The organism is Methylobacterium sp. Leaf113 (assembly GCF_001423325.1).
In the GTDB taxonomy this organism is placed as follows: Bacteria; Pseudomonadota; Alphaproteobacteria; order Rhizobiales; family Beijerinckiaceae; genus Methylobacterium.
In genome coordinates, this window is the sequence record NZ_LMNJ01000045.1 from 263288 (window position 1) to 287500 (window position 24213).

A 24213-nucleotide genomic window follows, 5' to 3' on the forward strand; every position below is an offset into this window, starting at 1 on the left:
ATCGGACTTCCTCATGATGGACGCCGGGCAGTCGCTCCTCCCAGGGAGCAAGCATCCTGCCAGGGGCCGACCGGGCCGCGAGGGGGTCGGAAGCGTGTTGGGAAGAAACGGTCCCTCGGAGGACCGTGTTCAGGGATGCGGCTGGTGGCGGGACACCGCACCTCGGCGGGTGAGCGTGCGGCCATCGCGCTGAGCCTGAGATGGAAATCGGGGCGGATGTTTTCAAGCATCCGCCCCGAGGCTCAACCCAGACCTGACGAGACCCGCGCGGCGCCTCAGGCGCTGACGCTGGCCGGGGCTTCCTTGTTGCGGTCACCGTGGATGTAGAGCGGCCGGGCCTTACCCTCGACCACCTCGGGGCCGATCACCACCTGCTCGACGGATTCGAGGCCCGGCAGGTCGTACATCGTCTCCAGCAGGATGGTCTCCAGGATGGAGCGCAGGCCGCGGGCACCGGTCTTCCGCTCGATCGCCTTGCGGGCGACCATGGACAACGCCTCCTCCTGGAAGGTGAGGTCGACATTCTCCATCTCGAACAGGCGCTGGTACTGCTTGACCAGGGCGTTCTTCGGCTCCTGCAAGATGCGCTTCAGCGCGGTCTCGTCGAGGTCCTCGAGGGTCGCCAGCACGGGCAAGCGGCCGACGAACTCGGGGATGAGGCCGAACTTCAGCAGGTCCTCGGGCTCGACGTTGCGGAAGATCTCGCCGGTGCGGCGGTCGTCCGGAGCCTGTACGGTAGCACCGAAGCCGATCGAGGTGCCCTTGCCGCGTGCCGAGATGATCCGCTCCAGGCCCGCGAAAGCGCCGCCGCAGATGAAGAGGATGTTGGTGGTGTCGACCTGCAGGAACTCCTGCTGCGGGTGCTTGCGCCCCCCCTGCGGCGGAACGCTGGCGACGGTGCCTTCCATGATCTTCAGGAGGGCCTGCTGCACGCCCTCGCCCGAGACGTCGCGGGTGATCGACGGGTTGTCGGACTTGCGCGAAATCTTGTCGATCTCGTCGATGTAGACGATGCCGCGCTGCGCCCGCTCGACATTGTAGTCGGAGGCCTGGAGCAGCTTCAGGATGATGTTCTCGACGTCTTCGCCGACATAGCCGGCTTCGGTCAGGGTGGTGGCGTCCGCCATGGTGAACGGCACGTCGAGGATGCGGGCCAGGGTCTGGGCCAGCAGCGTCTTGCCCGAGCCGGTCGGCCCGATCAGCATGATGTTCGACTTCGCCAGCTCGACGTCGTTGTGCTTCGAGGCATGGGCGAGGCGCTTGTAGTGGTTGTGGACCGCGACCGAGAGGACCTTCTTCGCGAAATCCTGGCCGATGACGTAGTCATCGAGCACGCGGCGGATTTCCTTCGGGGTCGGCACCCCGTCGCGCGACTTCACCAGGGAGGACTTCGATTCCTCGCGGATGATGTCCATGCACAGTTCGACACACTCGTCGCAGATGAACACCGTCGGGCCCGCGATCAGCTTGCGGACCTCGTGCTGGCTCTTGCCGCAAAACGAGCAGTACAGCGTGCTCTTCGAGTCGTTGCCGCCAGTCTTGCTCATATCGGTCTCCGTTCGCGGGCATGGCGCCGGTCCGGGGCGCACACGCATCCTTCGAATTTAATGGCGTCCGCCTAAAGAAACAGTCACCTGCGCGCATCTGCCGGCTTCGATCAGACTGGCGATGCAAGCACGCGACCGCGACGGGATCAAGGCGGGGCGGCGAAATGCAGCCGCCTCGTAACGACGCGCCGGACCGGACGAGTCCGGCGGTCGTTGCGAGATGTGGCGCCCGCGATCAGGCGGCGGCGGGCTCGGGCCGCTTCTGGATCACCTCGTCGATGAGCCCGAACTCCTTGGCGGCGTCGGCCGTCATGAAGTTGTCGCGCTCCAGCGCCTGCACGATGGTGTCGTAGTCGCGGCCGGTGTGCTTCACGTAGATCTCGTTGAGACGCTTCTTGAGCGCCTCGATCTCGCGGGCATGGATCAGGATGTCGGTGGCCTGGCCCTGGAAGCCGCCGGAGGGCTGGTGGACCATGATCCGGGCGTTCGGCAGGGCGAAGCGGTGGCCGGGCTCGCCGGCAGTCAGCAGCAGCGACCCCATCGACGCCGCCTGGCCGACGCAGAGCGTCGTCACAGGGCAGCGGATGAACTGCATCGTGTCGTAGATCGACAGGCCCGAGGTCACCACGCCGCCGGGCGAGTTGATGTAGAAGGAAATTTCCTTCTTCGGGTTTTCGGCTTCGAGGAAGAGCAGCTGCGCCACGATCAGCGACGCGCCGTAATCCTCCACCGGACCGGTGAGGAAGATGATGCGCTCGCGCAGCAGGCGCGAGTAGATGTCGAAGGCACGCTCACCGCGGCTCGACTGCTCGACCACCATGGGCACGAGCGCGCTGTTATAATAGTCGACCGGATCTCTCATCATCACGTGCCCCAGCTACAAGGGGTCCGGCCGCGCCGCGAATCGGGCGCGCACCGGACGTTTCAGCGAACTACGGCGATGGTGAACATCGCCTTACTCTCAAGCCCGCCGCCCTCGTGGGAGCAGCCAGGCTCAGTCGGCCTTGGCGACGGCGGGCAGGCCCTCGTCGGTTCCGGTCGAAGCCGACTCGGTCGTCTCGGCCTTGGCCTCGCCCTCGGCCGAAGCGTCGTCCTCGTCGGCGAACAGCGCCTCCTTCGAGACCGGCTCCTCGGTGAGCGTCACCTGCGCGAGCACGTGATCGACGACCTTCTCCTCGAAGATCGGCGCACGAAGCTCGGCGAGCGCCTGGGCGTTCTTGCGGTAGAAATCCCAGACCTGCTGCTCCTGGCCGGGATATTGCCGCACCCGGGCGATCAGCGCCTGGTTCACCTCGTCGTCCGTCACCTTGATATCGGCGGTCTCACCGACCTGCGCAAGCACCAAGCCGAGGCGGACGCGGCGCTCGGCGATTTTGCGATACTCGGCGGTCGCCTTCTCCTCGGTGGTGCCCTCGTCCTCGAAGGTCTTCTCGCGGGTCTTCAGGTCCTGCTCGACCTGGGCCCACACGGCGGCGAACTCCTGATGGACCAGGCTCGGAGGCAGCTCGAAGGCGTATTTGGTGTCGAGAGCGTCGAGGAGGTCCTTCTTGAGCTTGCGCCGGGACTGCGCCTCGAAGTCGCTGCCGATGGCGGTGGAGACCGCCTCCTTCAGCTTGTCGAGGGACTCCATGCCGAAGTTCTTCGCGAGCTCGTCGTCGATCTTGGTCTCGCCCGGAGCCTGGATCGCCGTCACGGTGACGTCGAACTCGGCATCCTTGCCGGCGAGATGCGCGGCGCCGTAGGCCTCCGGGAAGGTCGACTTGACCACCCGCTGGTCACCCACCTTGGCGCCGACGAGCTGCTCTTCGAAGCCCGGGATGAACGAGCCGGAGCCGAGCTCCAGGTCGATGCCCTCGCCCTTGCCGCCGTCGAACTCGGTTCCGTCGATGCGGCCGACGAAGTCGATGGTGACGCGGTCGCCGGTCTCGGCGGCGGCACCCTCCTCGCGGGGCGCGAACGCACGGTTGGACGATGCCATGCGGGTGATGGCCTCGTCGACCTCCTCATCGGAGGGCTTGGCCACCTGCTTGGTCAGATTGACGTCGGACAGGTCGACCAGCTCGAAGGTCGGCAGAACCTCGAGAGCGACGTTGAACGAAACGTCGGCTTTCGAATCGAGGGCGCGCTCGACGATCGACTGCTCGCCGGGGAACTCGATCTTCGGCTCGAGAGCGAGCTTGAGGTTGTTGTCCGTGACGATCTTCTGGTTCGCCTCGTTGACGGCGTTCTGCAGCACGTCGGCCATCACGGAGCGGCCATACAGCTTGCGCAGGTGCGCGACCGGCACCTTGCCCGGACGGAAGCCCTTGATCTGGGCCTTGTCCTTGAGGGTCGACAGCTCGCTGGTCAGGCGCTCCTCGAGCTCGTTCGCGGCGAGCAGGACCTGAAACTCGCGCTTCAGTCCCTGGGAGAGTGTCTCGGTCACCTGCATGGTCGTCTTTCCGCTGTCGTCCGTGTGATCGCGCAAATTCGGTCGGTCCCTCGTGGCCCGCCCGGGCGGGCACGACGAGGTCGGCGCCAGGACTGCGCGCCGCTGAAGGCCGGCTCCCTGCGGCGGGCCGACCGGCCATCGCTGTGAGCCAATCCGTTCCCGACGGCGATGGACTGGTGCGGGCGGAGGGGCTCGAACCCCCACGTCTTGCGACACTGGAACCTAAATCCAGCGCGTCTACCAGTTCCGCCACGCCCGCAAGCGCCAACGCCCAGCGCGCATTCCGCCGCCAGAGCGGGGTCCTATAGCACGCGCGCCACGGGCCGCAGCAAAAAAATCAGGCGGCCGTTCGGATCGCCGCGACGGGCCGGGCGACCCCGAATTGGCATCCGCCGAATCCGCATTCTACAAGCGCTGCCCGGACGTCCCGGTCTTCCGCCCCCGGTCTTCCGCCGAAGTCCCATGCTGCGTCATTCCATGCTGCACCATGCCATGCTGCGAGGTTCTATGCTGCGAGATCCCCTGCCGACCCCTCGATCGCTCGGCCCGAACGATCCGGTCTCGGCCTCGCGGCGAACCTGGCTCGGTGGTGTGGCGGCCCTGGCGCTGCTGCCGAGCGGCGCACGGGCGCAAGGGACGAAGACGCCTCCCCCTTCCGCACCTCCGTCCGCGCGCGCACCGGCCACCGACGGCCCGGCTCGCACCCTGTCGGCCGCGCCGAACACGCTGCGGCTGAAGCCGGAACCCGCCGTCCCGACGCCGGTCTGGTCGTTCGACGGCAAGGCGCCGCCGCCGGTGGTCCGGGTCCGGCGCGGCGAGACGGCCCGGCTCAACGTCGAGAACCGGACCGACAAACCCCTCAGCCTGCACTGGCACGGGGTGCGCAACCAGAACCCCATGGATGGGGTCGGCGGCGTAACCCAGGCGCCGATCGCCCCGGGCACTGACTTCACCTACGCATTCGTACCGCCCGATGCCGGCACGTTCCTGATTCGGCCCCTGGTGGTGGGTGGCTCCAGCGAGCCCTCGGGACGCGGCCTCGCCGGCGCCCTCGTCGTCGAGGAGACGACCCCGCCCGCCGTCGACCAGGACCTGACCCTGCTGATGCAGGACTGGCGCCTCGACGACGCCGACGCTCTGCTGCCCTTCGGCCAGCCGGCCTTCGCGGCGAGTTCCGGCCGCCTCGGCAGCCTCGTCACCCTCAACGGCGTGCCGGTCCCGGCCCCGATCACGGCCCGGCCCGGCAGCCGTCTGCGCCTGCGCCTCGGCAACGTCTGCAATGCGCGGGCGACCCGCATCCGCTTCGACGGCGTGAAGGTCTACGTGCTGGCGGTCGACGGCCAGCCGACCGACACCTTCGAGCCCCTTCGCGCCACCCTGCCGTTCCCGCCCGGCACCCGCTACGACCTGATGCTCGACATGCCGACCGAGGCCGGGACCACCGGTGCGATCACGGCGCTGATCGGCAACGGCATCGCGCTCGCCACCCTGGGCCTCACCGCGGAGGCCGCCGCGCCGCCGCGGCCGCCGATCACGAAGATCGGCGACAACCCGTTGCTGCCGGCCGAGGTCAAGCTGCAGAATGCCGTCCGGCGCGACATCACCCTCACGGGCGGCGCCCGGATCGACAAGGACAAGCCGGCCGCCGAGCCGAGCTACACCGGCGATCCCACCCGGATCTGGGCGGTCAACGGCGCCCCCGGCACGGCCGGAATGGCGCCGCTGTTCTCGGTGAAGCGCGGGCAGGTGGTGGTGCTGGCCATCCGCAACGAGACCGCGTTCCCGCAATCCCTGCACCTGCACGGCCACGCGTTCCGGCTGCTCCACCCCCTCGACGACGGCTGGGAGCCCTACTGGCTCGACACCTTCCAGCTTCTCGAAGGCCGTACCGCGCGCATCGCCTTCAAGGCCGACAATCCCGGGCGCTGGCTGATCAGCGCGACGGTGCTGGAGCGCTTCGATACCGGCCTGTGGACGCTGTTCGAGGTGACTTAAACCGGGACGAGGGCGCGCAGCACTGCCGGCATCATGTCCGGCAGGTCCTCGGCGATCAGGCCGGGGCCGTGGCGCAGGCCGGCATCGCCGTGGACCCAGACTCCCGCCGCCGCGGCCTCGAACGGCGCCATCCCCTGGGCCAGCAGCCCGGCGATGAGCCCCGCGAGTACGTCGCCCGCGCCGGCGGTGCCGAGATAGGGCGTGCCGTGATCGTTGATCGCCACGCGTCCGTCGGGGGCGGCGATCACCGTATCGGCCCCCTTCAGGACGATGACGGCCCCGACCAGGGCGGCGGCCCGGCGCGCACGCTCGACCTTGTCGGCCTCCGGATCGCCCGCTTCCGTGCCCTCGAAGAGGCGCGCGAACTCGCCCTCGTGCGGCGTCAGGACCGCCGCGGCGTCGCCATCGGCGAGATGGGCGCCGAGCAGGTGGGGCTGGCCCTTGAAGCTCGTCAGCGCATCGGCGTCGAGGACGAGGGCGCGCCCGGCGGCGGCGGCGACCGCCACCAGATCGCGGGTGGCCGCGCCGATCCCGAGCCCGGGACCGGCCAGCACCACGTTGAGGCGCTCATCGACCAGGAGGTCGTCGAGGTCGTCGGCGCTGTCGCAGGCCCGCAGCATGATCGCAGTGCAATGCGCGGCGTTCTCGGCCAGCGCCCCGGTCGGCGAGACCAGGGTGACGAGGCCGGCCCCGACCCGCAACGCTGCGCGCGCCGCCATCCGGGCGGCCCCCGTGCGGGTGGCCGGCCCGGACAGGACGACCGCGTGCCCGCGCGTGTACTTGTGGCTCGCGGCGGTCAGGCGCGGAAACGCCGCCTCCCACAGGCCAGGTCCATTGCGCCAGAGCGGCGCTCCCCCGGCGAGGCCGGCCTCCAGCGCTGCCGGGCCGGTGCCGATATCGGCGACGTGCAGGTCGCCGCCATGCGCGCGGCCGGGCTGCAACAGGTGCCCCGGCTTCAGGGCCACGAAGGTGACGGTTTCGGTCGCCCGCACCGCGACGCCGCGCACGGCCCCGGAATCGCCATCGATTCCGCTCGGGACGTCGACGGAGAGGATCGGGCAGGACGCCTGCCCGAGGCGGTCTACCAAGGCGGCCGTCTCGCCCTCGAGGTCGCGGGCCAGACCGGCGCCGAACAGCGCATCGATGACGAGGCCGTAAGCCGCCAGGTCGACGATCGCGGAGAGGTCCAGGACCGGGCCGCTCCAGCCCTGGGCCGCCTGCGCCGCATCGCCGGACAGGCCCCCGGGGGGCACCAGCCCGGCGAGGTCGACCAAGTGGCCGGCCTCGGCGAGCAGGCGCGCCGCCACGTAGCCGTCGCCGCCGTTGTTGCCCGGTCCGCACAGGACGAGGATGCGAAGTCCCTCCCCGGCCAGGGCGCGGGCGCGCTCCGCCACGGCGGCTCCGGCCCGCTCCATCAGGGCGAATCCGGATGTTCCGCCCGCGATCGCGGCTGCATCGACCCGGCGCATCGCCTCGACCTTGAGCAGTCGCAGGGTGGTCATGGGGAATCCCTTCTCGAATGCACCTCTGGGCTTCACGCGACAGCCTCAGGTTCGCTCATCGCCTAAACGATTTGCGGTGCGTGCATATTCCTTGTGCAGTTTTCCGGCGTCACCGAAGAAATCGGCGTGGCGAAGGCCGAACGGCGATGATACCAACGATGGGTCAAGCAGCATCGAGGTCAGGCCCGCCCGGCATGAAGAAGATCGAAGCGATCATCAAGCCTTTCAAACTCGACGAGGTGAAGGAAGCCCTGCAGGAGGTTGGCCTTCAGGGCATCACCGTGATCGAGGCAAAGGGCTTCGGACGCCAGAAGGGCCACACCGAACTCTATCGCGGGGCCGAATACGTCGTCGACTTCCTGCCCAAGGTGAAGCTCGAGATCGTGCTGTCGGACGCGCTGGTGGAGGGCGCCGTCGAGGCGATCCGCAAATCGGCCCAGACCGGCCGCATCGGCGACGGCAAGATCTTCGTCTCGACCATCGAGGAAGCGATCCGCATCCGCACCGGCGAGACCGGCACCGACGCGATCTGAGCGGCGAGCGCCAGGTCCCGTGACCGAGACGTCCTGCCGGCTCGATCCGGTGACCAGCCCCTCGGACTGGCGCCGATACCATACCCTCCGGCGCGACAACCTTTGGACGGCGCGCGGGCGGACGGGCTACGACGAGAACCACCCCGACGACCGTCGTGCCAACCACCATCCGCTCCTCCTGATTTCCGGGAACGAATCAGTGGGGGTCGTACGCCTCGACGATCGCCGCGATGGAACCGGCATCGTCCGGCTGGTGGCCATCGCACCGGACCGCCGGGGTCGAGGCCTCGGCCGCAGCTTGGGCGCGGAGGTCGAAGCCAAGGCGCGGGGACTCGGCATCCACACGCTGTTCGTAAACGCGGCACAGGACGCGGTGGGCTTCTACGAGGCAATGGACTGGGAACGCTTCGGGTGGGACGCCGCCGAGCTGGTTGGCGACGCCGCCGATTGCGTCCAGATGCGCAAGCTCCTGCCGCGCTGACGGCAGCCAGGACCGAAGACACGGCCCGTGGGCGACCCCGGAAACACCAGAGACAGATCTAAGTTTCTGTTTTTGCGTCTCTTCTGACAGCCGCCAAGTCACGGGCGCGCAGAAATTGCGCTGGCCGAGGCGCCGTAGCTGCGCTAAACGCTCGGCGCCCAATACCCTTCCGCTCTGCGGCGTGCCGATGCCCGCTGCGGCAAAACCACGGCCGCAACGGGCCGAGACATGAAGGAGACCTCCGAGGATGGCCAAGACAGCAGCCGACGTCCTGAAGGAAATCAGGGACAACGACGTCAAGTACGTCGACCTTCGGTTCACCGACCCGCGCGGTAAGTGGCAGCACGTCACGTTCGACGTCTCCCTCATCGACGACGAGATGTTCTCCGAAGGCACGATGTTCGACGGCTCGTCGATCGCCGGCTGGAAGGCCATCAACGAATCCGACATGCTGCTGATGCCGGACCCGGCCACCGCCTGCATGGACCCGTTCTTCTCGGCCTCGACCATGTCGATCGTCTGCGACGTGCTCGAGCCCTCCACCGGCGCGCCCTACAGCCGCGACCCGCGCGGCACCGCCAAGCTGGCCGAAGCCTTCCTCAAGTCCACCGGTATCGGCGACACCATCTATGTCGGTCCCGAGGCCGAGTTCTTCGTGTTCGACGACGTGAAGTTCGGCTCCGACCCGTATCACACCGGCTTCCAGCTCGATTCGACCGAGCTGCCGACCAACGGGTTCACCGATTACGAGGGCGGCAACCTCGGCCACCGCGTCGCCACCAAGGGCGGCTATTTCCCGGTGCCGCCGCAGGATTCGGCGCAGGACATGCGCGGCGAGATGCTGGCCGCCATGCAGTCGATGGGCGTGAAGGTCGAGAAGCACCACCACGAGGTGGCGTCCGCCCAGCACGAGCTCGGCATGAAGTTCGACACCCTGACCCTGCTCGCCGACCACATGCAGATCTACAAGTACTGCATCCATCAGGTCGCCCAGAGCTACGGCAAGACCGCGACGTTCATGCCGAAGCCCGTCTTCGGCGACAACGGCTCGGGCATGCACGTGCACCAGTCGATCTGGAAGGACGGCAAGCCGCTCTTCGCCGGCGACAAGTACGCCGATCTCAGCCAGGAATGCCTCTGGTACATCGGCGGCATCATCAAGCACGCGAAGGCGCTCAACGCCTTCACCAACCCGTCGACCAACTCCTACAAGCGCCTGGTGCCGGGCTACGAGGCTCCCGTGCTGCTCGCCTACTCGGCGCGCAACCGCTCGGCCTCCTGCCGTATCCCGTGGACCACGAACCCGAAGGCCAAGCGCGTCGAGGTTCGCTTCCCCGACCCGATGGCCAATCCCTACCTCGCCTTCTCGGCCCTGCTGATGGCCGGCCTCGACGGCATCATCAACAAGATCGATCCGGGCGCCGCCATGGACAAGGATCTCTACGACCTGCCCCCGCGCGAGCTGAAGAAGATCCCGACCGTCTGCGGCTCGCTCCGTGAGGCGCTGCAGAACCTCGACCGCGACCGCGCCTTCCTCAAGGCCGGCAACGTGTTCACCGACGACCAGATCGACTCGTTCATCGAGCTGAAGATGACCGAGGTCATGCGCTACGAGATGACCCCGCACCCGGTCGAATTCACGATGTACTACTCGCTCTGAGAGCGCGCGGGCCGGGCTTCGTGCCCGTCTCGCCCGGAACGATCCGAGACGCCGGGGCTCCGCGAGGGGCTCCGGCGTCTCGCGTTTCGGGCGCCCGGTTCTGATTCGGCTCCGTGCTGTCTCAGGTTGCCACTGCCCGGAGATGGATGCGTCCTGGGGAACCATGACCGATCCACTCGGCTTGCCGCCCCGACAGAGGGCCTGGGAAGCGGCCGGAGAGGGAACCAGGACAGGAAATGCCGAAGGACGACGCCGGAGACACCGGATTCCGGCGCGGCGACCGCCTCGAGCGCGCCAATGCCCTGGTGCAAACCCTGGCGATCCTCGCGGCCGGGGCCTGGGCCGTCTACACCTTCATCTACGAGGCCCGGATCAAGCCGGCGCTTGAGCCGCCCGCCGTCTCGGTCACCACGAACCTGGTGCGGGCGGGCGAGCGCGGCCAGCACGTGGCCATCCGCTCCACCGTGACGCGCAGAAATGTCGGCCAGACCGGCGTCCGCGTGCTCGGTCTCGTCTACAATGTGACCGGCGTGCGCGTGCGCTTCGAGGCGCAGACGCGGGACGGCGCCACGGCGCCCGACCGCACCACCACGGCGCGCGCCTACACCTTCGACGGCCCCGGCGAGGCGATCCTGCGCGAGAGCCGCCTGTTCGCCGGCGCCACCGACGCAGGCGGCGAACCCTCCGACCTCAATCCCGGCGAATCCGTCTCGCGCGACCTGATCGTCTATGCCGATCGCGACCGCTTCGACTTCGTGCGCTTCGAGGTCGGCCTTGCCTACACGCGGGGCGACGATCCGGCCGTGCAGCTTCGCTTCGTCACGGAGCCGAACGGCACCCTGGCGCTACGCCCGCGCGCCGATTGCCGGACCGAACCCGAAATCTGCGCGCGCCTGAAGACAACCGACTTCGCCACCGAATTCTCGCTCTGGTGATCCGACCCCGCCAGATGGCGCGAGCCGTCGTCGAGCCGCGACATGTCCTCTCATGGTGCATGCCTGCGACGGTTTTTCAGGGAACACGAGGCTATCGCGGCACCTTCACTTGAGGCTGCAGGCGTATCCCCGCTCCATCCGTACCAGCCTGGTCTTGAAAAACACATGCGTTGCTTGCCGTTGGAACCGGTGAGGCGCGTCCAGCAGCATCGTGTTGCTGTTCCTGATCTTGAGTGGCCATGCTGTTTCCTCCCGTCGATACGGATCACCCCCTGGCGGAACGGTTCCGCGACTTCATCCGGCATCGGCCCTTCCCCTGTGTCGGCGCCAAATCGGCCCTGTCGCGCGGGGGCATGACGGTGGTGGTGGCGCGCGGCATCGGCCAGGCATCCGACGATGCCCGGATCTACGCCGCGCTCCTGGCCTTCATCGCGCGCTATCTCCAGTCGCCGGAGATGTTCCGCAGCTTCGCCGTCCTGTTCGAGGGCGCCGCAACCACCTCCGAGGAGGGGTTCGAGACCGACCTATGGGCGCGGGTCCAGGCCCTGTCCGACCGGGACGGGCATCTCGGCCAGCCGCATGACGACCGCGTCGCCGCCGATCCCGAGGACCCGCACTTCTCGGTGAGCCTCGGCGGCGAGGGCTTCTTCATCGTGGGGCTGCATCCGGCCGCGAGCCGCCCGGCCCGGCGCTTCGCGGCCCCCGCCCTGGTGTTCAATCTGCACGACCAGTTCCAACGTCTGCGGGCCGAGGGCCGCTACGAGCATCTGCGCGACAGCATCGTCGAGCGCGATGTCGCGTTCGCGGGATCGCCCAACCCGATGCTGGCCGGGCATGGCGAGCGCTCGGCCGCGCGCCAGTTCAGCGGCCGGGCCGTCCCCGAGGATTGGACCTGCCCGTTCCGTCGCCGTTCCAAGCCCGCCAGCTGGGACGGCGCGGAGGTTCTGGCCGCCCTGCGCAAGGGCGCCTTCGTCGCCGACGGCGTGGAGGGTTAAGGCATGGACGCCGTCACCGCCCAGGCCATCCCGTTCCCGGACACCGATCCCGACAGCCTCGCCGCCCTGGTGCAGGCCGTGCGCGAGACCGGCTACAGCTTCACGACGGTCACGCCCGCCACCCACGCGCATGTCAATGCGCGGCCCCAGAACGCCCGTGCCCGAAACCTGCGGGACGTGCTCGGCTGGAGCCGCCCCTTCTCGCCCGAGATCCTGCCGGAGGCGGTGTTGACCGCCCTGGAGCGCGCCGGAGCGGTCTCGGCGCAGGGCGACGTCCGGACCCCGAACGTCCGCCTCTCCAGCCTCGACGGCGAACTCTTCCTGCATTCGGCCTATCCGCCGAGCGCAGCCGACGCGGTGTTCTTCGGCCCCGACACCCTGCGCTTTGCGGCGGCTGTCGTCGCCCATCTGGAGCAGCGCGAAGCCCCTGTCCGGCGGGCGGTCGATATCGGCTGCGGCTCCGGAGCCGCCGGGATCTGCATCGCCAAACGGGCGCCGGACGCGGAGGTCGCCCTCGTCGACATCAACCCGGCGGCCCTGCGGGCGGCGGCGGTCAATGCGCGCTCGGCGGGCGTCGGCAACGTGCGCCTGCACCGGAGTGACATGCTCACCGCCGTCGAAGGCGAGTTCGACCTCATCGTGTCGAACCCGCCATTCATGATCGATCGCGGCGCCCGCGCCTACCGCCACGGTGGCGGCCCTCTCGGGGCCGGCCTGTCCCTGGCGGTGGTGGAGGCGGCCCGCGCACGTCTGGCTCCCGGCGGCAGTCTCGTGCTGTTCACCGGGTCCGCCATCGTCGAGGGGCGCGACCCCTTCCGCGAAGCGGCAACCGCCCTCTGCGCCGAGGCCGGCCTGAGCTGGACCTATCGCGAGTTCGATCCCGACGAGTACGGCGAGGAACTCGCGGACCCGGCCTATGGCGATGTCGAGCGCATCGCGCTCGTCGTCCTGACGGCGACGCGGAGCTGAGCATGGCGGCGGCCCCGCAGATCGCGGACACCGACCGCGCCGAGTTCCTGCGCGATGCCCTGGCGGGCCTGCAGACACGGCCCCGGACCCTACCGGGCAAGTATCTGTGGGACGAAGCCGGGTCCGAGCTGTTCGACCGCATCTGCCACACCGCCGATTACTACCCGACCGGGCGCGAGATCGCGCTGCTGCCGGGCGTGGCATTGGAGGTGGCGGCCCGGATCGGACCGAGCGCCACCGTTGTGGAGTTCGGCAGCGGCGCCAGCCGCAAGATCCGCACCCTGCTCGACGCTCTCGACCGTCCGGCCGCCTATATCGCGGTCGACATTTCGGGCGATTACCTCGCCGAGGCGATCCGGAGACTCGCTCCGGATTACCCGCAGGTCGCCATGCAGGCGGTCTGCGCCGATTACAGCAAGCCGTTCCGCCTCCCCCTGCCGAGGTCGGGCGGGCCCGTGCTGGCCTTCTTCCCCGGAACCAGCATCGGCAATTTCACGCCCGACGAGGCCGGGGCCTTCCTGGCCCGCGCCCGGGAGGCCCTCGGCTCCTGCCTATTCCTGATCGGGGCCGACCCGACCATCGAGCGGGGTGCGCTGCAGGCGGCCTATGGCGGGGCCGACGGGCTCATGGCCGCCTTCCACCGCAATATCCTGGAGCGGATGAACCGGGAACTTGGCGCTGACTTCGACCTGGACGCCTTTCGGCACGAGGTGCGCCTGTGTGAACATCCGTTCCGGGTCGAGGCCCACCTGACCGCGACCACGCCGACCAGCGTCCGACTCGGCCCGACCCGGATCGACTTCGCCGCCGGCGACAGCATCCGCACCGACACCTCGCACAAGTACACGCCCGCGGCCTTCGCGCTCCTGGCGGCCGGAAGTGGCTGGAATCCGGAAACGCACTGGCTCGGCACGGGCGGCGGCTTCAGCCTTCACCTGCTGCGGAGCTGATCGGCCGGATCGCCTCTTCGCCGGATCCCTACTCCGCTGAGTCCCCTTCGCATCAACCCGGGAGAGCAAACATGGCACAGCAGGTTCCGGTCTCGCGGGAGGCCGTCATTCAGGATCTGGGGCTCGATGGGGACGAGGCCGGCGAGGCCCATGCGGTGACGGACGATCTCGCCTATCAGCGCCTCGCCATCGTCAACGTGGTGCTGTTCGGCTCACCCAACGCTGGCGACCGCGGCTGGGTGCTGATCGATGCCGGCCTCCCGGGCTCCCGGGGACGGATCGAAAAGTCCGCCGCTGCGCGCTTCGGCAATGGCGCGCGGCCAGCGGCAATCGTTCTCACCCACGGGCACTTCGACCATGTCGGGGTGCTGGAAGATCTCGCCGAGGCCTGGGACGCACCGGTCTACGCCCATGCGGCGGAGCACCCCTATCTCGACGGGTCCGCCGCCTATCCGGCGCCCGACCCGAGCGTGGGCGGCGGCGTGATGGCACGGATCGCGCCGCTCTACCCGACGCGCCCCGTCGACGTCCGCAAACGCCTGCACGCCCTGCCGCAGGATGGCAGCGTGCCGTCGATGCCGGGCTGGCGCTGGCTCCACACCCCGGGGCATTCGCCCGGCCACATTTCCTTGTGGCGGGAAGGCGATCGGTCGCTCATCGTCGGCGACGCCTTCGTGACCACGGCTCAGGAATCCGCCTACGCGGTCATGATGCAGGAACCCGAACTGCACGGCCCGCCCATGTACCTCACCACCGATTGGCCGGCCGCCCGGCGCTCAGTCGAGATCCTGGCGGCGCTCAAGCCCGAGCGGGTGATCACCGGGCACGGACGCCCGCTGGCAGGTCCCGACATGCGTCGGGCCCTCGACGCGCTCGCGCAGGATTTCGACCGCATCGCGGTTCCGGGCCAGGGCCGCTACGTCGACGCTCCGGCGACGGCGGAGAATGGCGGGGCCTACCGCGAGCGCTGAGAGGGTAAGGCAGGCGCGTCACCCGTCGTCACGCAAACTTGCGCAGGATATCACCACACCGATCACCCGATCTGCGGACATTCGCGCGACCCTGGCGTAAGATTCGCCGAAGGGCCGCCGCATCCGGCGAAAAAGCCTGCACCATCGTGCGAGGAAGAACACGCCATGCGGATGTCCCACCGTGCCACCGCCGCCCTGGCCGGCCTGCTGCTCACCGGGCTGGCGGCATCGGGCGCCGCCCGGGCCGCGGCCGGCGACGACGTCGCCGAGCGCGAGGCGCGCTGGAAGGATCTGCGGCAATCGCTCTTCGGGGATCGCGCGGTCGAGACCGCAAAGCCCCTGGTCCGCATGGACCTGCCGGACCGCGCCAACGACGCCGCGCTCGTGCCGCTGACGATGACCATGACCGACAAGGACCGGATCAAGGGCCTCTACCTGGTCATCGACGACAACCCGGCGCCCCTGGCCGCGCATTTCACCTTCGGTCCCGCCGCCGACCCGGAGGAACTGAAGCTGCGCATCCGGGTAAACACCTACAGCAACGTCCACGCGGTGGCCGAGACCCAGGACGGCGCCCTGATCCAGACCACCCAGTTCGTGAAGGCATCGGGCGGGTGCTCGGCCCCGATGGGCATGACCGACGACGAGGCGATGAAGGGCATGGGCGACATGCGTCTGAAATTCGCCGACCCGGCTTCCGGCGCGGCCTCTCCCGGCGCAACCGATTCCGGCAAGCCGATCGCCGCGACGCTGATGATCCGCCATCCCAACTTCACCGGGCTCCAGATGAACCAGGTCAGCCGCGAGTACACGCCAGCCCGCTACATCAACCGGATCAGCGTCACCTACGGCACGCAGAACGTCTTCGTGATGGAGGGCGACATCTCGATCTCGGCCAATCCGGTGATCAATTTCGCCCTGCGACCCGCCGGCAAGGGACCGGTCACGGTGGTGACGCAGGACAACCAGGGTGGGCGCTGGGAGCGCAGCTTCGATGTGCCGGCCGCCAGTCACTGACGCCCTGCGACGCCGCGCGGGCCTCGTCCTGGTCGCCACCCTCCTGGGCGCCGCCGCGCCGGCGGATTCGCCCGTCGCTGTGCCCGAGCCCGCCGGCTACTGGGACGGCGCGCTGCAGGGCTACACGCCGAAGACTCTGGCGGGTGCCACGGTGATCGACGCCGAGGCCGTCGAGGCCCTGATCGGCGCCGGCAACACCCTCCTGATCGACGTCTCGGAATCCGATCCGACGCCGCGCGATCTCGCGCCGGGGCGCCTGTGGCGGCCGATCCACCGGGCGATCCCGGACAGTATCTGGCTGCCGGGCGCCGGGTCCGGAACCCTCTCGGCCCAAGACGCCGCCGCCCTGGCCGAGCGGATCGAGACCCTGACGCGGGGGGACCGGACCCGCCCCGTGGTCACCTACTGCCACCCGGATTGCTGGGGCAGCTGGAACCTGGGGAAGCGCCTCGTCACCCTGGGCTACCGGTCGGTCCACTGGTTCCCGGCGGGGATCGAGGGCTGGCAGGAGAGGCATGACACGGGGGCGATCCGGCCCGACGCCGCCTGGACGCGCGCCCTGAAGACGGGCGGCGGGCCCTAGAATCACATCCTCTCCCTGCCGAAGGTCACGCCACCCATGCCGAACCGCCGCTCGATCCTCATGCTCCTGGCTCTCGCCCCCGTGTCCCTCTCTCCGCTGGGCCTCACTGTCCCGGCCCAGGCGGCCGACGCGTTGCCCTACACGCCGGAGGCCTTCGAGGCGGCGCAGAAGGCGGGCAAGCCGATCCTCATCGAGGTGAGCGCCCCCTGGTGCCCGATCTGCAAGACCCAGAAGCCGATCCTGGCCAAGCTCGGCGAGCAGGCCCGCTTCAAGGACCTGGTGATCTTCGAGGTCGATTTCGACACCCGCAAGGATGTGCTGCGCCGGTTCGACGCCCGCATGCAGAGCACCCTGATCGCCTTCAAGGGCGAGACCGAGACCGGCCGCTCGGTCGGCGAGACCCAGCCGGAATGGATCGAGGGCCTCGTCGAGAAGACCCTCTAGGGCACCCCCATGGGCAACGGCCTCGGACTCGCCTTCCTCGCCGGCCTGCTGTCGGTGCTGTCGCCCTGCGTGCTGCCGCTCCTGCCGCTGCTCCTCGGCGCGGCCGCGTCCGAGCACCGCTACGGCCCCCTGGCCCTGGCCACCGGACTCGCTCTCTCTTTCGTGGCGATCGGGCTGTTCGTGGCCACCATCGGCTTCGGCCTCGGCCTCGACACCGGCCTGTTCCGCACCGGCGCGGCCATTCTGATGATCCTGCTCGGATGCGTGCTGATGCTGCCGGCGGCGCAGACGCGGCTCGCGGTCGCGGCCGGGCCGGTGAGCGACTGGACCGAGGCCCGCTTCGGGGGCCTCTCCACCGCGGGCCTGTCCGGGCAGTTCGGCGTCGGGCTCCTCCTCGGCGCGGTCTGGAGCCCCTGCGTCGGGCCGACCCTCGGGGCGGCCTCGCTCCTCGCCGCGCAGGGCCGCGATCTCGGGTCCGTCGCCCTCACCATGGTGCTGTTCGGCCTCGGCGCCGCCCTGCCGCTGGTCCTGCTCGGCACCCTGTCGCGCGCGACGCTGGTGCGCTGGCGCGACCGGATGATGGGCCTCGGCAAGGGGCTCAAGGCCGCCCTCGGCCTCGTCCTGGTGGTGACGGGCCTCGCCATCGTGCTCGGCTACGACAAGGCGCTGGAAACCCGCCTCGTCGAAGCCTCGCCTGAATGGCTGACGCGGCTGACGACGCGGTACTGACGCCGCGCCCCGGTGCGCAGCTCGGGAATCGATTGGTTCGGGCGGCTCCATCGCGGTCCCTAGACCGTCTGGCCGCCATCCATCACGAGGGCATGCCCGATGACGAAGGCGGCCGGGTCCGAGCACAGCCAGAGTACGGCGGAGGCGATCTCGTCGGGCCGGCCCATCCGGCCGATCGGCTCCTGCGCGATCACCCGGGCGATGCCCTCGGGCGTGCCTCCGGTGAAGCGCTGCATCATCGGCGTGTCGATGATGCCCGGGCAGATGGCGTTCACCCGGATGTTCTGCGCGGCATAATCCAGAGCCGTCGCCTTGGTCAGGCCGATGACGCCGAACTTGGCGGCGCAATACGCCGCCTGACCGGCGATGCCCTTCACCCCGGCGCCCGAGGCGGTGTTGACGATCGAGCCGCCCCCGCTCGCGAGCATCAGGGGGATCTGGTACTTCATGCACAGGAACACGCCACGCAGGTTGACCCCGGCGATCCGGTCGAAGGTCTCCTCGCTGAGATCGACCATGGCAGTTACCGGCTGCTCGATCCCGGCATTGTTGAAGGCGAAGTCGAGCCGCCCGAAGGTGTCGACGGTCCGATCGAGGGCCGCCCGCACGTCGTCCGCCCGCGTCACGTCGCACCGGACGGCGATCGCCCGGGCACCCGTCGCCTCGATCAGCCGCGCCGTCTCGCGGCAGGCCTCTTCGGCGACGTCGGCGACCGCAACGCTGATGCCGGCCTGGGCGAAGGCCAGCGCCGTGGCGCGGCCGATGCCGCTCGTCGCCCCGGTCACGAAAGCGACCCTTCGGATGTCGGCGCCGGTTCGATCCATCGTCATGCTGCAGGTCTCCTGATTCCGCCTCGATCGGGGACCGAGGATGCTGCAAGAGACCTAGCGCCTCGGCGGATCAGCGATTAGCTGCTGAAACCCGCATGGGTTCATAAGTCCAGGTTATCAATGGCGCGCGGCAGCGTGAACGATCTGGTTGCCTTCCTGGCAGTCGCCCGCGAGCGCAGCTTCACCCGCGCGGCGGCGCAGCTCGGCGTGTCGCAGCCGGCTCTCAGCCAGACCATCCGCGACCTGGAGGCGCGGCTGGGACTCCGCCTGCTCAGCCGCACCACCCGCAGCGTCGCCCCGACCGATGCCGGCGAGCGCCTGATCCACAGCATCGGGCCGCATCTCGACGGGATCGAGGCCGGCCTCGCCGCACTGACCGCTCTGCGGGACAAGCCGGCCGGACTCGTGCGGATCACCGCACCCGATCACGCAGCCGAGACCGTCCTGTGGCCGGCTCTTGCGAGATTGCTGCCGGACTACCCCGACATCGCCGTGGAGGTGGTCACGGAAGGCAGCCTGACCAACATCGTCACCGAGCGCTTCGACGCGGGCGTGCGCTTCGGCGAGCACATCGAGCGGGACATGGTGGCGGTGCGGATCGGTCCCGATCTGCGCATGGCCGTGGTCGGCACCCCCGCCTACTTCACCGGACGATCCAGGCCGACCCATCCGGAAGATCTGACGGCCCATCGCTGCATCAACCTGCGCCGTCCGACCCGGGGCGGGTTCTACCCCTGGGAGTTCGAGAAGGCGGGCCGCGAAATCAACGTCCGGGTCGAGGGCCAGCTGGTGTTCACCAGCCTGCGCCTGATCCGGCGGGCGGCCCTGTCCGGCTTCGGGCTGGCCTACCTGCCGGAGGACCAGGTCCTGGCGGATGTGGCGGACGGACGGCTCGTGCGGGTTCTCGACCCGTGGTGCGAGCCGTTTCCCGGCTACCACCTCTACTATCCGAGCCAGCGCCAGCACGCCCCCGCCTTCGCCGTGGTGGTCGACGCCCTGCGGCATCGACAGGCGTCAACCTGAAGGCGGCGGCGCATCGCCGGCCCCGCGACTCGGCTTGCACAACCGGGTCGATCTTGGTCCATCAGCGAGAGCGCTCGCGGCCGTCGATCCGGCGGACCGATGGGCCGCAACCGTCAGGGAGATCCCGATGCCCCTCGTCGTCCCCGTCATCCTCGGTTCCGTGCGCGCCGACCGTCAGGGCCTGCGCGCCGCCCGCTTCGTGATCGCCGCCCTAGAAAGCCGCGGCATCGAGGCGCCGCTGGTCGACCCGGCCGTGCTGAACCTCCCGCTCCTCGACCGGATGTACAAGGAATACCCGGCGGGGACCGCGCCGGCCGTGCTCGAAGACCTCGCGACCCTGTATCGCCGCGCCGATGCGTTCCTGGTCGTCTCGGCCGAATACAACCATGCGATCCCGCCGGCCCTCGCGAACACCCTCGACCACTTCCTGGAGGAGTATGCCTGGCGACCCTCCGGCATCGTCTGTTACTCGGCCGGGCAATATGGCGGCGTGCGGGCGGCGATGCCGTTGCGCGCCATGCTGGCCGAGCTCGGCGCATCGAGCATTCCCTCGCTGCTGCCCATCCCCCGCGTCGGCAAGGCCCTCGACGAGGCCGGCGTCGCGCAGGATGAGTGGCTGCCCAGGGCGGCCCAACGCTTCCTCGACGAGCTGGTCTGGTATGCCGAGGCGCTTCGGGCGCAGCGCGCCAAGGGCACGCCCTACTGAGACGGACCCGGTTTGGCCAAAGCGTGGGAAAGAGCCGCTGTCGCAGGGACTGGAATCACGAGGCCCTGGCGCAGGGCTTGCCCGTGTGACGCCCGACCCGAACCACCCGAGCCGAGGCCCCCATGTCCACCATGTCCACCATGTCCACCATCGCCGCCACGCCCGATCCGTCCACGACACACAAATCTCCCGGCGCGGAGATCCGCACCCTGCTCGCCGCCCTGGTGCGGGCCGCCCTGATGTCGGACGATCACGCGAGCACGGCTTGGCGGGCGGCCGCCCGGGACGTGCAGGCGACGCTCGCCGCCGAACCGACGCGGGTGGCGAGCCTCAACATCGAGGGATTCTGGACCCTGGCGGTCCGCGATGCCGAGGCGCCGGAGTATCGCGAGGCCGAGAACCAGGTGCAGTTCGGCTTCCCGGCTCTGTCTCCGTTCACCCTCGACGAGATTACGGCGCCCGGCTTCGACGTCGATGCGGCCGTCGAGCGCCTGCGCAAGTCGGCAGCCACCGGCTGAATCCTGTCGACGGCGGATCCGATGCCCTCGCGGATGCCGTTGCCGGGGCGGCGTCCAGCGCCCATGTTAGCAAGAGCAGCCGGGCGGCGCTTCCGCTCCCGGCGAGACATGTTCTACCGCGTATGGCCTCGCGCCCGCGCAGCGAGCCGGATCCCTTGGCAAAACGCATCAATCCGAATCCCGGCGCTGCCGGCCTCCCCTCCCGCGAGCAGATCCTCGCCTTTATCGCCGCCTCGACCGAGACGGTCGGCAAGCGCGAGATCGCGGCGGCCTTCAACATCAAGGGCGCCGACCGCATCGGTCTCAAGCGCATCCTGAAAGAGATCGAGGAGGACGGCGCCATCGCGCGTGGGCGCGGCGGGCTGGCACCGTCCGACCGTCTGCCGCCGGTGGTTCTGGCCGACATCACCGCACGGGATCGCGACGGCGAGTTCCTGGCGAGCCCGGCCGAGTGGGACGTCGGCAACGGCCCCGCCCCGAAGATCACGGTCGCCTTGCCGCGCGGCGGCAAGCGTCCGGGCCAGCCGGCGCCCGGTATCGGCGACCGGGTGCTCCTGCGCGTCGAAGCGAGCGCCGGTGAGCCGGGCCGCTACACCGGCCGCGTCATCAAGGTTCTGGGGAAGAACAAGGCCGAGATCATCGGTATCTTCCGGGCCGGTCCCGACGGCGGACGCATCATCCCCGTCGAAAAGCGGGCACAGGGGCGCGAGATCGCGATTCCGGCCGGCGAGGAGGGGGAGGCCCGCGATGGCGACCTCGTCAGCGTCAGCCTCCAGCGCGAGAGCCGCTTCGGGCTGCCCCAGGGCCGGGTCCGCGAGCGCCTCGGGTCGCTGGGGTCGGAGAAGGCCGTCAGCCTGATCGCGCTGCACCTCCACCACATCCCGCACGTGTTTGCGGCGGCCACCCTGGCGGAGGCCGATGCAGTGGTGCCGGTGGGCCTGGTGAGCCGCGAGGATTGGCGCGCCGAACCGCTGCTGACCATCGATCCGCCGGACGCCAAGGACCACGACGACGCCGTGATGGCGACGCCCGATCCCGACCCGGCCAATGCCGGCGGCTTCATCGTCACCGTCGCGATCGCCGATGTCGCCGCCTATGTGCGCCCGGGCTCGGCCCTCGACCGCGAAGCCCTGGTGCGCGGCAACTCGGTCTATTTCCCGGATCGCGTCGTGCCGATGCTGCCCGAGCGCATCTCCAACGATCTCTGCTCCCTGCGTGAGGGCGAGGACCGGCCGGCCCTGGCTGTCCGCATGGTCATCGCGGCCGATGGGGCGAAGCGCCGGCACAGCGTCCACCGGGTGATGATGCGCTCGCGGGCCAAGCTCAGCTACGCCCAGGCCCAGGCCGCCATCGACGGTTTCGCCGACGACATCACCGCTCCCCTGCTCGAGCCCGTTCTGCGCCCGCTCTGGGCCGCCTACGCGGCTCTGCGCGAGGCTCGCGAGGCCCGCGGTCCGCTCGCCCTCGACCTGCCGGAGCGCAAGGTGCTGCTCACGGCCGACGGCGCGGTCGACCGCGTCGTGGTGCCGGCCCGTCTCGATGCCCATCGGCTCATCGAGGAGTTCATGATCCAGGCCAACGTCGCCGCGGCCGAAACTCTGGAGCAGGCCAAGCAGCCGCTGATCTACCGCGTCCACGACGAGCCGGCCCTGGAGAAGATGCGGGCGCTCGGCGAGGTGCTGGCCTCCATCGGGATCAAGCTGCCCAAGGAAGGCATCCTGCGTCCGGCCCTGTTCAACCGCATCCTCGGGACGGTGGCCGAGACCGAGCACGCGATCTTCATCAACGAGGTGGTCCTGCGCTCGCAGGCCCAGGCCGTCTACGCGGCGCAGAACCTCGGCCATTTCGGCCTGAACCTCCGTCGCTACGCCCACTTCACCTCGCCAATCCGGCGCTACGCCGACCTGATCGTCCACCGGGCCCTGATCGCGGCCTGCCGCCTCGGCCCGGACGGCCTGTCGTCGGAGGTCACGGTGGCGGCCCTCGACCAGATCGGCGAGCAGATCTCGGCCGCCGAGCGCCGGGCCATGGCGGCCGAGCGCGAGACCATCGACCGCCTCATCGCCCACCATCTCGCCGACCGGGTCGGCGCCACCTTCACCGGCCAGATCTCCGGCGTGACCCGCTCCGGCCTGTTCATCAAGCTCGACGAGACCGGGGCCGACGGCTTCGTGCCGATCTCGACCATCGGGGCGGACTATTACCGGCACGACGAGGCCAAGCACGCCCTGGTGGGCGAGCGCTCGGGCGAGACCCACCGCCTCGGCGACCGGGTCGAGGTCCGATTGGTGGAAGCCGCTGCCGTGGCCGGGGCCCTGCGCTTCGAATTGCTGTCCGAGGGGCAGGCCCGGCCGGAGCGTGCCGCACGCCCCGGGCCGAACCGCGCCATCCGCAAGCCCGGCGCGCCCGGGCGCCCGCCCGGCATCCGCAGCACCGGGTCGCGTCACCGCGGCTCGCGCCGCTGAGCGGAAGGGGCTAGGCTGCCAGGTCATGCGAGGAGCCGAGATGACGGACGGAATCGAACCGGGCCACCACGAACGCACACCGCTGGTGCGGGCGATGGCGCGCGGCTTCATCGGCCGCTGCCCCCATTGCGGCGAGGGCCGGATTTTCGGCCGCTTCCTCAAGGTCCGGCCGCATTGCGACGTCTGCGATCTCGAACTTGCGCATCACCGGGCCGACGACCTGCCGCCCTACATCGTCATCTTCATCGTCGGTCACATCGTCGGGTATTTCCTGCTCGAAACCGAGATGAATTACGACGTTCCCCTGTGGTTTCAGCTCAGCTTCTGGCCCCTCGTGACGCTGCTCGGGTCGCTGGCACTGCTGCAGCCCGTGAAGGGCGCCGTGGTCGGCCTGCAATATGCGCTTGGCATGCACGGCTTTGCCAAGCTACCGGTGCCGCGTGCGGGCACCGAACCGCAGGGCGAGGAGACACGGCATGGATCAGGTGACGGGCGCAGCGCCGACCGAGTTGCCGGCTTCGGCCCCGCCTGAGGCGCCGGCGCGCAAGCCAGCGCTCCGGCCCCGCAATGCCGCGACTCTGATCATTCTCGACCGTACCCGGCGCATTCCCAAAATTCTGATGGGTCGGCGCCATCCGGGGCTTGCCTTCATGCCGGGCAAATTCGTGTTCCCGGGCGGGCGGATCGAGCCGTGCGATCGCCACATGCCAGTGGCCGGTGCCCTCTCGGCGCGGGCGTCCGACGCGCTGGCGGTCCGCGTCCCGCGCGGGGGCAACGGGTTGGGGCGCGCCCTCGCCCTGGCGGCCATCCGCGAGACCTACGAGGAGACCGGCCTGCTGCTCGGAACTCGGGAATACGGACCGCCGGAGACGACGCCAGCGGGGACCTGGGATGCGTTTCGCGCGGCGGCGGTGATGCCGGATCTCGAA

24 protein-coding genes and 1 tRNA gene (1 of these 25 running past the window's edge) are annotated in these 24213 nt (G+C 69.6%); 19 read left to right on the forward strand and 6 right to left on the reverse strand.

What is annotated here, in order from left to right; all coding sequences use genetic code 11:
• Positions 1 to 275 precede the first annotated feature (275 nt).
• The 4 genes from clpX to ASF60_RS19395 all read right to left on the reverse strand — a co-directional run bounded on the left by clpX (position 276) and on the right by ASF60_RS19395 (position 4237).
• Positions 276 to 1547, reverse strand: a complete 1272-nt coding sequence (gene clpX / locus ASF60_RS19380; protein WP_055955375.1) for an ATP-dependent Clp protease ATP-binding subunit ClpX — start codon at positions 1545 to 1547, stop codon at positions 276 to 278.
• 235 nt (positions 1548 to 1782) lie between these two features.
• On the reverse strand, positions 1783 to 2409 hold the full coding sequence (locus ASF60_RS19385; protein ID WP_026176059.1) for an ATP-dependent Clp protease proteolytic subunit: 627 nt from the start codon (positions 2407 to 2409) through the stop codon (positions 1783 to 1785).
• Positions 2410 to 2541: 132 nt separating this feature from the next.
• A complete protein-coding gene (tig, locus tag ASF60_RS19390; RefSeq protein ID WP_056188885.1) occupies positions 2542 to 3978 on the reverse strand; it encodes a trigger factor in 1437 nt (478 codons plus the stop codon).
• A gap of 174 nt (positions 3979 to 4152) precedes the next feature.
• Positions 4153 to 4237 (reverse strand) — tRNA-Leu (locus tag ASF60_RS19395).
• Between the two features lie 203 nt (positions 4238 to 4440).
• Here ASF60_RS19395 and ASF60_RS19400 point away from each other — a divergent pair.
• Positions 4441 to 5973 carry a multicopper oxidase family protein gene (locus tag ASF60_RS19400; RefSeq protein ID WP_443136783.1) on the forward strand — a complete coding sequence of 511 codons (1533 nt, stop codon included), beginning with the start codon at positions 4441 to 4443 and terminating at the stop codon, positions 5971 to 5973.
• Here the strand turns inward: ASF60_RS19400 and ASF60_RS19405 are convergent.
• Positions 5970 to 7475 carry a bifunctional ADP-dependent NAD(P)H-hydrate dehydratase/NAD(P)H-hydrate epimerase gene (locus tag ASF60_RS19405; protein ID WP_056188888.1) on the reverse strand — a complete coding sequence of 502 codons (1506 nt, stop codon included), beginning with the start codon at positions 7473 to 7475 and terminating at the stop codon, positions 5970 to 5972. The genes ASF60_RS19400 and ASF60_RS19405 overlap by 4 nt on opposite strands.
• Positions 7476 to 7669: 194 nt before the next feature.
• On the opposite strand from ASF60_RS19405, the gene ASF60_RS19410 reads away from it, so the two are divergent.
• From ASF60_RS19410 to ASF60_RS19465, 12 genes are all read left to right on the forward strand, one after another.
• Positions 7670 to 8008, forward strand: coding sequence for a P-II family nitrogen regulator (locus tag ASF60_RS19410; protein ID WP_003600526.1), 339 nt, complete (start codon positions 7670 to 7672; stop codon positions 8006 to 8008).
• Between the two features lie 19 nt (positions 8009 to 8027).
• The gene (locus ASF60_RS19415; protein WP_056188891.1) at positions 8028 to 8489 is read left to right on the forward strand and encodes a GNAT family N-acetyltransferase; all 462 of its coding nucleotides are present in this window, start codon (positions 8028 to 8030) and stop codon (positions 8487 to 8489) included.
• Between the two features lie 247 nt (positions 8490 to 8736).
• The gene (gene glnA / locus ASF60_RS19420) at positions 8737 to 10149 is read left to right on the forward strand and encodes a type I glutamate--ammonia ligase (RefSeq protein ID WP_056188895.1); all 1413 of its coding nucleotides are present in this window, start codon (positions 8737 to 8739) and stop codon (positions 10147 to 10149) included.
• A gap of 236 nt (positions 10150 to 10385) precedes the next feature.
• The gene (locus ASF60_RS19425; RefSeq protein WP_056188898.1) at positions 10386 to 11084 is read left to right on the forward strand and encodes a hypothetical protein; all 699 of its coding nucleotides are present in this window, start codon (positions 10386 to 10388) and stop codon (positions 11082 to 11084) included.
• A gap of 239 nt (positions 11085 to 11323) precedes the next feature.
• The gene (gntA, locus tag ASF60_RS19430) at positions 11324 to 12079 is read left to right on the forward strand and encodes a guanitoxin biosynthesis heme-dependent pre-guanitoxin N-hydroxylase GntA (protein ID WP_056188901.1); all 756 of its coding nucleotides are present in this window, start codon (positions 11324 to 11326) and stop codon (positions 12077 to 12079) included.
• Between the two features lie 3 nt (positions 12080 to 12082).
• On the forward strand, positions 12083 to 13048 hold the full coding sequence (locus tag ASF60_RS19435; RefSeq protein WP_056188904.1) for a methyltransferase: 966 nt from the start codon (positions 12083 to 12085) through the stop codon (positions 13046 to 13048).
• 2 nt (positions 13049 to 13050) lie between these two features.
• On the forward strand, positions 13051 to 13998 hold the full coding sequence (gene egtD / locus ASF60_RS19440) for an L-histidine N(alpha)-methyltransferase (RefSeq protein ID WP_056188907.1): 948 nt from the start codon (positions 13051 to 13053) through the stop codon (positions 13996 to 13998).
• Positions 13999 to 14069: 71 nt separating this feature from the next.
• Positions 14070 to 14969 carry an MBL fold metallo-hydrolase gene (locus ASF60_RS19445; RefSeq protein ID WP_056188910.1) on the forward strand — a complete coding sequence of 300 codons (900 nt, stop codon included), beginning with the start codon at positions 14070 to 14072 and terminating at the stop codon, positions 14967 to 14969.
• Between the two features lie 165 nt (positions 14970 to 15134).
• The gene (locus ASF60_RS19450; RefSeq protein WP_056188914.1) at positions 15135 to 15986 is read left to right on the forward strand and encodes a quinoprotein dehydrogenase-associated SoxYZ-like carrier; all 852 of its coding nucleotides are present in this window, start codon (positions 15135 to 15137) and stop codon (positions 15984 to 15986) included.
• Complete coding sequence (locus ASF60_RS19455) at positions 15964 to 16569, forward strand: rhodanese-like domain-containing protein (RefSeq protein ID WP_082508082.1); 606 nt, start codon at positions 15964 to 15966, stop codon at positions 16567 to 16569. Before ASF60_RS19450 ends, ASF60_RS19455 begins: the two co-directional genes overlap by 23 nt.
• Positions 16570 to 16605: 36 nt before the next feature.
• On the forward strand, positions 16606 to 17013 hold the full coding sequence (locus ASF60_RS19460; RefSeq protein WP_056188916.1) for a thioredoxin family protein: 408 nt from the start codon (positions 16606 to 16608) through the stop codon (positions 17011 to 17013).
• A 9-nt stretch (positions 17014 to 17022) separates the two neighbouring features.
• Positions 17023 to 17742 (forward strand): cytochrome c biogenesis CcdA family protein, encoded by a 720-nt coding sequence (locus tag ASF60_RS19465; RefSeq protein ID WP_056188918.1) that lies wholly within the window; start codon positions 17023 to 17025, stop codon positions 17740 to 17742.
• A 59-nt stretch (positions 17743 to 17801) separates the two neighbouring features.
• Here ASF60_RS19465 and ASF60_RS19470 read toward each other — a convergent pair whose 3' ends face one another.
• Positions 17802 to 18572: an SDR family oxidoreductase gene (locus tag ASF60_RS19470; RefSeq protein WP_056188921.1), complete on the reverse strand. Its 771-nt coding sequence runs from the start codon at positions 18570 to 18572 to the stop codon at positions 17802 to 17804.
• A gap of 120 nt (positions 18573 to 18692) precedes the next feature.
• Between ASF60_RS19470 and ASF60_RS19475 the strand changes: the two genes are divergently transcribed.
• From ASF60_RS19475 to ASF60_RS19500, 6 genes are all read left to right on the forward strand, one after another.
• On the forward strand, positions 18693 to 19595 hold the full coding sequence (locus tag ASF60_RS19475; RefSeq protein WP_056188924.1) for a LysR family transcriptional regulator: 903 nt from the start codon (positions 18693 to 18695) through the stop codon (positions 19593 to 19595).
• Between the two features lie 127 nt (positions 19596 to 19722).
• Positions 19723 to 20301 (forward strand): NADPH-dependent FMN reductase, encoded by a 579-nt coding sequence (locus tag ASF60_RS19480; RefSeq protein WP_056188928.1) that lies wholly within the window; start codon positions 19723 to 19725, stop codon positions 20299 to 20301.
• 122 nt (positions 20302 to 20423) lie between these two features.
• Entirely contained in the window at positions 20424 to 20819 is a 396-nt protein-coding gene (locus tag ASF60_RS19485; protein WP_338011513.1) for a hypothetical protein, read from the forward strand.
• A 155-nt stretch (positions 20820 to 20974) separates the two neighbouring features.
• Positions 20975 to 23284 carry a ribonuclease R gene (gene rnr / locus ASF60_RS19490; RefSeq protein WP_056189028.1) on the forward strand — a complete coding sequence of 770 codons (2310 nt, stop codon included), beginning with the start codon at positions 20975 to 20977 and terminating at the stop codon, positions 23282 to 23284.
• Between the two features lie 40 nt (positions 23285 to 23324).
• Positions 23325 to 23816 (forward strand): DUF983 domain-containing protein, encoded by a 492-nt coding sequence (locus ASF60_RS19495; RefSeq protein WP_056189031.1) that lies wholly within the window; start codon positions 23325 to 23327, stop codon positions 23814 to 23816.
• Positions 23761 to 24213, forward strand: partial view of an NUDIX hydrolase gene (locus tag ASF60_RS19500; protein WP_056188931.1) — the 5' portion only. Its footprint extends 303 nt past the window's final position; 453 of the gene's 756 nt are visible here — the first part of the coding sequence; the start codon lies at positions 23761 to 23763; its stop codon lies off the right edge, out of view. The genes ASF60_RS19495 and ASF60_RS19500 overlap by 56 nt, the downstream gene beginning before the upstream one ends.